Raw genomic sequence first — 628 nt, forward strand, 5'->3', positions numbered from 1 at the left:
GGTCATAACCCCGTGTCGGTTCAAGGACGTAGCGGGGGGCTGTGGATTCAGTGCTTCCACGGTCGCCAGGCCTTGCTTCCTGATCGTCATGGCCGGGCATAGCCGTCTGCAGGACGGCGTCGCTTCCGCTCGCCTATGTCCCGGCCGTCCACGACCTTCCTCGCGGCACCAAGAACGTGGATGCCCGGGACACGCCCGGGCATGACGAATAGCGGTGTGATTTCCTCAACAAAAACAACCCCCTTCTACTGTGCATGGGGTTGTTTTCGCGGTTTTGATCGAGGGGGCCCTCGGAACCGGTCAGGCCTCCAGCCGCGTCCGCCCGTCGCCGCTGAACAGGTGCAGCTTCGGCCGTATCGCGGCCACGCGGATTCTCGCGCCGATGGCGGGAGCCTCGGTTCCGGGAATRCGGACGATGACCTCGCCGGGCGGCAGCTCGCCGGGGTTGGCGGCGACGCGCTGCTCCTCCTGCTCGCGGGAACCGTAGATGAACGTTTCGGCGCCGACGCGCTCGATCGCTTCCACGGTGAGCGGAAGTGCGACGCCGCCGGCCGGGGTCTGGTCGGTGATGACGAAATCCTCCGGGCGGATGCCGAGGATACCGGCCTCCGTCGCAGTCCCGTTGAGC

The 628-nt window shown here is 66.7% G+C and carries 1 protein-coding gene; it reads right to left on the reverse strand.

Features of this window, described 5'->3' with window-relative positions; all coding sequences use genetic code 11:
* Positions 1–300: 300 nt before the first annotated feature.
* Positions 301–628, reverse strand: a 328-nt coding sequence (locus tag AC1D00_RS44275) for a TOBE domain-containing protein (protein WP_477015095.1), incomplete at its 5' end; no start/stop codon positions are given.

The organism is Bradyrhizobium sp. P2_E8 (genome assembly GCF_056403875.1).